This window comes from Oerskovia sp. NPDC060287 (assembly GCF_042726775.1).
Lineage (GTDB): Bacteria > Actinomycetota > Actinomycetes > Actinomycetales > Cellulomonadaceae > Oerskovia > Oerskovia merdavium.
The window spans coordinates 1-7,644 of sequence record NZ_JBHXBO010000201.1 but is presented as its reverse complement, the minus strand read 5'-3'; the positions used below and the strand labels follow the sequence as shown (position 1 = coordinate 7,644).

At 71.4% G+C, this 7,644-nt stretch carries 6 protein-coding genes; all 6 read left to right on the top strand.

Translation table 11 applies throughout. The features are described 5' to 3' along the window. Positions 1–569 precede the first annotated feature (569 nt). Positions 570–1,877, top strand: coding sequence for a Gfo/Idh/MocA family protein (locus ACFWFR_RS15335; protein ID WP_377623533.1), 1,308 nt, complete (start codon positions 570–572; stop codon positions 1,875–1,877). Between the two features lie 157 nt (positions 1,878–2,034). After that, complete coding sequence (locus ACFWFR_RS15330; RefSeq protein ID WP_377623532.1) at positions 2,035–3,306, top strand: ABC transporter substrate-binding protein; 1,272 nt, start codon at positions 2,035–2,037, stop codon at positions 3,304–3,306. A 78-nt stretch (positions 3,307–3,384) separates the two neighbouring features. Then, positions 3,385–4,389: a carbohydrate ABC transporter permease gene (locus ACFWFR_RS15325; RefSeq protein ID WP_225220737.1), complete on the top strand. Its 1,005-nt coding sequence runs from the start codon at positions 3,385–3,387 to the stop codon at positions 4,387–4,389. Continuing rightward, positions 4,386–5,318, top strand: a complete 933-nt coding sequence (locus tag ACFWFR_RS15320; protein WP_354509390.1) for a carbohydrate ABC transporter permease — start codon at positions 4,386–4,388, stop codon at positions 5,316–5,318. The genes ACFWFR_RS15325 and ACFWFR_RS15320 overlap by 4 nt, the downstream gene beginning before the upstream one ends. Before the next feature lie 5 nt (positions 5,319–5,323). Beyond that, the gene (locus ACFWFR_RS15315; protein ID WP_377623531.1) at positions 5,324–6,430 is read left to right on the top strand and encodes an NAD-dependent epimerase/dehydratase family protein; all 1,107 of its coding nucleotides are present in this window, start codon (positions 5,324–5,326) and stop codon (positions 6,428–6,430) included. Continuing rightward, entirely contained in the window at positions 6,430–7,584 is a 1,155-nt protein-coding gene (locus ACFWFR_RS15310; protein WP_377623530.1) for a dihydrodipicolinate synthase family protein, read from the top strand. Before ACFWFR_RS15315 ends, ACFWFR_RS15310 begins: the two co-directional genes overlap by 1 nt. The last annotated feature ends 60 nt before the right edge of the window (positions 7,585–7,644 follow it).

Genomic DNA, 7,644 nt, shown 5'->3' with positions numbered 1-7,644 from the left:
GTCGTCGAGCATGCGGTTTCCGCCCGTCGACCATGCGGTTGTCGTCCCAGATCGCACGGATCGCGACGCCCACCGCATGCTCGGCGCCGGGGCCGGGCCTGCGCGACCAGCCCCGGCGCCGAGCACGAGGTTCTGCCACCTCGACCACGAGGTTGCGGTCGTTGTCAGCGAGATAGCGACCGCAACCTCGTGCTCGGCACCGAGAGGAGGGCCCCGCCCGCTGACCCGCACGACCGACCCGCGGCCACACCCCGGTCGGCCACCGCCCGGCCGCATCCACCCCGGCGGTCGGCCTCACCCCGTCGGCCCACCCCGGGCCAGGGCCCCCACCCCGGCCCAGGGCCGCCCTCGCCCCGGCCCCACCCCGGCCGCCCCCGATCGGGCCGCCCGAAAGATAACGACTCGGTCGCAAGTTGACCTGACGGGCTGTCAGGGCGCAGGATCATCTGTCATAGTTGCTATAGCAAATAGCAAAAGAAGCCGTACTCGCCCGGCCCCTCACCGCACCACCCGTTCGCTCCGCACCACCCGTTCGCCCCGCAGCCCCCGCAACGAAGCAAGGACCGCTCGTGACCCGCAATGATGCACCCGTGACCGTCGCCCTCGTGGGCGCCGGCAACCGTGGTCAGACCTACGCACGCTGGATCGCCGCGCACCCCGACCGTGCCCGCCTGGTCGCGGTCGCCGACCCGCGCCCCTTCCAGCGCTCGCTCGTGGCGTCCGGCTCGGCGGCGGCGGACCCCGACGCCGCCCCCGTCGCGGAGTTCGCCGACTGGGAGTCGCTGGTCGCAGCGGGCGACGGGACGACGGGCGCCCCCGCCCGGCTCGCCGACATGGTCATCGTCGCGACCCAGGACCGTGAGCACCGCGACCCGGTCGTCGCCCTCGCCGCCCAGGGCTACGCGATCCTGGTCGAGAAGCCGCTCGCCCCGAGCCCCGAGGAGTGCCGCGACGTGGTCGACGCGGTCGAGGCCTCGGGCGTCCTGTTCGGCGTGTGCCACGTGATGCGCTACATGCCGTACACGGACCTCATGAAGTCGGTCGTCGACTCGGGCGTCCTGGGCGAGGTCGTCAACGTGCAGCACCTCGAACCGGTCGGCTGGTGGCACGACGCGCACTCGTACGTGCGCGGCCCGTGGCGCTCGGAGAAGACGTCGAGCCCCATGCTGCTCGCGAAGTCGAGCCACGACCTGGACTGGATCCGCTACGTCACGGGCAAGCGGATCACGACGGTCGCGAGCTTCGGCTCGCTCAAGCACTTCCGGCCCGAGGAGCGTCCCGCGGGCGCAGCGGACCGCTGCCTGGACTGCCCGCTCGAGCCGACCTGCCCGTACTCCGCGCCGCGCCTGTACCTGGGCACGCTGCGCGAGAAGGGCGCCATCTGGCCCGTCACGGTCGTCACCGACGGCACCGACGAGGCCTCGGTGATCGAGGCGCTGCGCACGGGCGACTACGGGCGGTGCGTCTACGCGTCGGACAACGACGTCGTGGACCACCAGGTCGTCGCGATGGAGCTCGAGGGCGGTGGAGCGGCGACGTTCACCATGACGGCCTTCTCGGAGCAGGACCACCGCAAGACGCAGATCTTCGGGACCCACGGATGCCTCGACGGCGACGGCGAGAAGATCCGGGTCACCGACTTCCGGGACGGCTCGGTCACGGTCCACGACTCGGGTCACCACGGTGCGACCAACGCCGCCGACGACCACGGCGGCGGCGACTCGGGGGTCATGGACGCGTTCGTGCGTGCGGTCGCGACGGGCGACGCGTCGCACGTCCGCTCGGGCGCCGTCGAGTCCCTCCAGAGCCACCTCGCCGTGTTCGCGGCCGAGGAGTCGCGGCACTCACGCACCGTCGTGGAGGTCCCGGCCCGCTAGCAGCACGTCCCGTCCGGACGGGTACCCCCCGCCCGGGCACCGAAGCAGCACCTCGCAGGGAGCAGCGAAGCACCCGAGAGCACCACCGCACGACCCCCGAAACATCCAGCAAGCATCCAGCACGGTAGTCATCGTTCGACGTCAAAGGAGCACGAAAATGACCATGCCGAAGAAGCACGTGGTGACCGCGATCGCCGCGATCGCCAGCCTCGGCGCCCTCACCGCGTGCAGCGGTGGCGGCACGACCGGCAGCTCGACCCCCGTCCCCTCGGACGGCGCGGCCTCGGGCTCGGTGACCATGTGGACCTACCCCGTCATCGCCGACGAGGCGGCCCACAAGAAGTTCTGGGACGAGCAGATCGCCGAGTTCACGGCCGAGAACCCCGACGTCGACGTCAAGGTCGAGATCTACCCGTGGGCCGGCCGCGACGAGACGCTCGCGACGGGCATCGCGGGCGGCAAGGGCCCCGACGTCGTCTACCTCATCCCGGACCAGCTCCCCAAGTACGCGAAGTCCCTCGCGGCGGTCGACAACTACATCACCGACAACACGGGCGACCTGCGCGAGAACGCGGCCACGTCGGTGAGCATCGACGGGGCCATGATGGGCGCGCCGCTGATCATGAACTCGAAGCCGCTCGTGTGCAACGCCGCGGCGTTCGACGCGATCGGCGAGTCGGGCAACTACCCGGCCACGTGGGACGACCTCATGGCGCTGGCCCCGAAGTTCAAGGACGCCGGCTACGACGTCACGAACTACTGGGGTGCGGTCGACGCGACGCTCAACGAGTCGTTCTACCCGCTGCTGTGGCAGGCGGGCGGGTCGGTGTTCTCCGAGGACGGCACCGAGGTCGCGTTCGACTCCCCCGAGGGCATCGAGGCGCTCCAGTTCGTCACCGACCTGGCCGAGGGCGGCTTCGTCGAGAAGGACCTGCTGACGACGATCCCGGCGTTCGAGCAGACCCGTACCGCGCAGGGCAAGATCGCCTGCACGTGGCAGCAGGGCCCCGGCGACGTCGCGAGCTTCTGGGGCGAGGAGAACACGGTCGTGCTCCCCTCCCTCAAGGAGGCCGAGTCGATCGGCTACGGCACGGTCGGATCGCTGGCCCTCATGAAGAAGGCCGAGAACCTGGATGCTGCGGGCAAGTGGCTCGCGTTCGCCACGCGCCCCGAGGCGTCGGCCGAGTACGCGAAGGCCGCGGGCTGGTTCACGCCGTACACCTCGCAGACCGGCCTGTACGGCGACGACGCGACCATGGCGGCCCTCGAGGCCACGCTCGACGCCACCACCTCCGGCGACCTCAACGAGAAGTCCCGTGAGGTCATGGGCATCCTCGCCCCGGAGATCCAGGCCGCGCTCATCGGTCAGAAGACCCCTGAGCAGGCCATGAAGGACGCGGCCGCGGCCGCGAACCCGCTCCTCGGCTGATCTCGCACCACACCCACCGGGCCGGGAGGCCGCCGCTGACGCGGCCCCCGGCCCGGTGAGGCGAAGGAGAAGAACCTCATGACAGCAACCACCCCGTCCGGAGACGTCCTCGGGACAGGCGTCCAGGGCTCGCTGCCCGACGGCGCCACGCCCGTCGCGCGGAGCGCGTCCGGTGGGCCCTCGGGCCCGTCGGGCAGCAAGGCCCCCTCGACGTTCCGCCGCACCATGGCCCGCCGCGAGGCCCGTATCGGCCTGCTCTTCGCGCTCCCGGCCTTCCTGCTCTTCCTGGCCTTCCGGTTCGGACCGGCGATCGCCGGCGTGGGGCTGAGCTTCTTCGACTACACCATCGGGGACACGGCCACGTGGACCGGCCTCGACAACTTCGAACGCATGGTCAACGACCCGATCTTCTGGTCCGCGATGCGCGTGACCCTGATCCTCAGCGTCCTGATCGTGCCGCTGTCGCTCGCGATCTCGACGTTCATGGCGCTCCTGGTCCGCCGCTCGTTCCGCGGGTCGGGCTTCTACCGCTCGGTGTTCTTCCTGCCCGTGGTCACGAGCCTCGTGCTCGCCGCGACCGTGTTCACCTGGGTCTTCTCGACCGGGGGCCCGTGGTCGCAGCTCATGGGCCTGATCGGCCTGTCGACCGACTCGTGGCTCGGCAGCACGACCCTGGTCCTGCCCGCGCTGGCCCTGGTCTCGATCTGGTCGCGCTTCGGGTACGGGATGCTCATCCTCCTGGCCCGCATGCAGGACCTGCCGCGCGAGCTCGAGGAGGCCGCGGCGCTCGACGGCGCGAACGCCTGGCACCGGTTCTGGCACATCATCATGCCGCAGCTCAAGCCCACGCTCTTCTTCCTGGCGGTCATCGAGACCACGGCGTCTTTCCAGATCTTCGACCTGGTCTACACCATGACGGGCGGCGGGCCCGCCCGCGCCAGCTACAGCCTCGTCTACCAGATCTACGACCAGGGCTTCAAGTACTTCGACCTCGGCTACGCCAGCACGCTCGGCGTCGCCCTGTTCATCATCACCATCGTCGTTGCGTTGGTGCAGCGTCGCCTCATCGGGAGGGACAAGTGACCACGCTCGCCACCCCCGGCACCCCGGGGCACCCCGGGACCGCTGCCGGTACCACCAGCCCGACCGACCTCACGCCCAAGGTGCGCCGCAAGCGCAGCAAGAACTCGGGCATGGACCTGACGCTGCGCGGCAAGATCGTGCGGTACGTCGTGCTGAGCCTCGCCGCGGTCGTCACGATCTTCCCGTTCTACGCGATGGTCGTGCTCTCGCTCAAGCCTGCGGCGGCGATCCAGTTCCCGCAGAGCCTCATCCCCACGAACCTGGGCTTCGCGGCATACGAGCGCGTGCTCGGTGCCGGGAACATCTGGACCTGGTTCGGGAACACGCTCATCTACTCGGTCGTCTCGGTGGTCCTGGTCCTCGCGTTCTCCGCGATGGCGGGCTACGCGTTCGCCAAGAAGAAGTTCCCGGGCCGTGAGGCCATGTTCTGGTCGTTCCTCGCGATGGTCATGGTCCCGTACCACGTGACCCTGATCCCGACCTTCATCCTCATGGCGCAGGTCGGCGGCCTGGACACCTACTGGGGCCTGATCCTGCCGACGCTCGCGAACGCGCAGGCCGTGTTCCTCATGCGGCAGTTCATCATGGACATGCCCGACGAGCTCTTCGAGGCCGCCAAGCTCGACGGTGCGTCCGAGTGGCGCATCTTCACGCGCATCGTGCTGCCCCTGTGCAAGCCGATCCTCGCGACGCTCGGCACGTTCGTCTTCCTGTGGCACTGGAACGACTTCCTGTGGCCGCTCATCATGGGCCAGGGCACCGACCACTGGACCCTCACCGTGGGTATCGCGTCGCTGCAGCAGCAGGACGTGCCGCTCAACATGATCCTCGCCGGCGCGACCATCTCCTTCGTGCCGATCTTCGCCGCCTACCTCGTGGCCCAGCGCTACTTCCAGGAGGGCGTCACCATGTCCGGAATCAAGGGATAGCACTCGTGTCTTCGACCTCACCCAGCCCTCTGCCCGCTGCCGCCGTCGCTCCTGCCGGCGACTCCGCCGTCGGGCGCCCCGCCGGCCCCTCCTCGCTCGCCGAGCTCGAGGACCTGCTCACCACGCCCTCGCCCGCGCTCGTCGCGGACATGGCCGCACGCTCGGGCGACCTGGTCGTCCTGGGCGCGGGCGGCAAGATGGGCCCGAGCCTCACGGTCCTCGCCCGCCGCGCGCTCGACGCCGCGGGCCGCACGGGCGACGCCGTCCACGCGGTCTCGCGCTGGTCGGACCCGGCCCAGGCCGACCACCTGCGCGACGCGGGCGTGAACGTCGTGACGGCCGACCTCATGACGGGCGACCCCGCGGTCCTGGGCGGCCTGCCCGACGGCGCGGACGTCGTCTACATGGTCGGCGCCAAGTTCGGCACGTCGTCGGCCCCCTCGCTCGCGTGGGCCGCGAACGCCGCGCTCGTGAGCGACGTCGCGCGCCGCTACGCGGACTCGACCATCGCCGCGTTCTCGACCGGGAACGTGTACCCGCTCGTCCCGGTCTCCTCGGGCGGCTGCTCCGAGGACGACCCGACCGGGCCCGTCGGCGAGTACGCCATGAGCTGCCTGGGGCGCGAGCGCCTGTTCCAGCACGCGGCCCTCACGCGCGGCACCAAGGTCGCGAACATCCGCCTCAACTACGCGGTCGACCTGCGCTACGGCGTGCTGTGCGACGTCGCCGCGCCGATCCTCGCGGGCGAGCCCGTCGACCTGACCACGAGCCACGTCAACGTCGTGTGGCAGGGGTACGCGAACGAGGTCGCGCTGCGCGCGCTCGGCCACGCGTCCTCCCCCGCCTTCACGGTCAACCTCACGGGCCCCGAGACCGCGTCGGTGCGCCGCCTCGCAGGGCTGCTCGGCGCGGGGCTGGGCCGCGAGGTCTCGTTCCGGGGCGAGGAGGCCGGGACGGCCCTGCTCAACGACGCGAGCCTGTGCCACGAGCTGTTCGGGTACCCCGACGTCTCGCTGCGCACGCTCGTCGACTGGCAGGCGCAGTGGCTCGCCGCGGGCCTGCCCACGAGCGGCAAGGCCACCAAGTTCACCGTCCGCGACGGGAAGTTCTGATGGCCCCGGTCCTCGACACCATGGAGCCCGCGTCGCTCGCGCTCCTGCGCGCGGGCACGGTCATCCCGGCCCAGCCGCTCGCGCTGACCGCCGACCGCCGGTTCGACGAGCGCCGCCAGCGCGCCCTCACGCGGTACTACCACGCGGCCGGGGCCGGCGGTGTGGCCGTGGGCGTGCACACGACGCAGTTCGAGATCCGCGACGTCGGTCTCTACCGTCCGGTGCTCGAGATGGCCGCGGAGGTGTCGCGCGAGACGCTGGCCGGGAACGCGCCCGCAGGTTCCGCGACCACGGGGCCGCGCCCGCTCGTCCAGGTCGCCGGAGCCTCGGGACCCACGGCCCAGGCCGTGGCCGAGGCCCAGGTCGCGGCCGAGCTCGGCTACGACGCGGTGCTCCTCGCGCCGCGCGTCGCCGGGTTGAGCGGCACGCGCGAGGAGGTCGAGCGCTACCTGCTCGACCGCGCGCGGGCCGTGGGCGAGGTCCTGCCCGTGATCGGTTTCTACCTCCAGGAGGCGATCGGCGGGCCCCGTCTCTCTGTCGACTTCTGGCGCGGGTTCGCCGCGATCGAGGCCGTCGTGGCCGTCAAGGCTGCGCCGTTCAACCGGTACCGGACCATCGACGTCCTGCGCGGCGTGGCCGAGTCCGGCCGTGCGGACCAGATCTCGCTCTACACGGGCAACGACGACGCGATCATCGCCGACCTGGTCTCCGAGGTCGACGTCCCGGTCACGGGGAGCGCGAGCCCGTACACCGCGCGCTTCGTGGGCGGCCTGCTCGGCCAGTGGGCCGTGTGGACGCGCGGCGCGGTCGAGACCCTGCGCCTCGCCCAGGCCGCGCGCGGCGTCACGGCCGACGGCACGCTCACGGTGCCCGACGACGCGGCCCTGCGCCTCCTGGTCGCCCGTCAGACCGGGCTCACCGACGCCAACGCCGCGGTGTTCGACTCCGCGAACGACTTCGCGGGGGTCATCGCCGGGGTGCACGAGGTCCTGCGCCGCCAGGGGCTGCTCGAGGGCATCTGGTGCCTCGACCCCGCCGAGACGCTGTCGCCCGGGCAGGCCGACGAGCTCACGCGCGTCACGGCCGCGTACCCGTGGCTCGGCGCGTCGGACGACGCGTTCGTCGCGGAGCACCTCGACGCGTGGCTGGCATGATTCCCCGATGAGCCGCACCCCGAGCGTCGTCAGCGTCTCCCCCCCGCTGCGGGCCGAGTT

Excerpts from the sequence above, each read along its gene's own strand:
- ACFWFR_RS15330 (WP_377623532.1), top strand. The coding sequence starts at position 2,035 with ATGACCATGCCGAAGAAGCACGTGGTGACCGCGATCGCCGCGATCGCC.
- ACFWFR_RS15325 (WP_225220737.1), top strand. The coding sequence starts at position 3,385 with ATGACAGCAACCACCCCGTCCGGAGACGTCCTCGGGACAGGCGTCCAG.
- ACFWFR_RS15310 (WP_377623530.1), top strand. The coding sequence starts at position 6,430 with ATGGCCCCGGTCCTCGACACCATGGAGCCCGCGTCGCTCGCGCTCCTG.